We start from the raw sequence: 258 nt of genomic DNA on the forward strand, positions 1-258 counted from the left end.
GCTACCCGTGATCGACCGCGACATCCTGCTGGTGACAGATGCCCATGCGGCCTATGCTGCTTTCGCCCGGGAGACAGGCATCAGTCATCAAGCCGTCAACTTGCGCGCCGGTATCCGCGTGCGCGGCGCGGCTCACGTGCAGAACGTCAACGCTTATCGCAGCCGCTTGCGTGGATGGCTGAGCATTTTTCATGGCGTGGCGACACGTTATCTGCCCAATTACCTGGGCTGGCGCTGGATACTCGACGCCAGGCGCAT

1 protein-coding gene is annotated in these 258 nt (G+C 62.0%); it reads left to right on the forward strand.

The genetic code is table 11. From position 1 onward, the window contains the following. A partial coding sequence (locus ACL9RI_RS27720; protein ID WP_422729654.1) for an IS1595 family transposase occupies positions 1-258 on the forward strand: 258 nt, incomplete at both ends.

The organism is Janthinobacterium sp. Mn2066 (assembly GCF_049319705.1).
GTDB lineage: Bacteria > Pseudomonadota > Gammaproteobacteria > Burkholderiales > Burkholderiaceae_D > Janthinobacterium.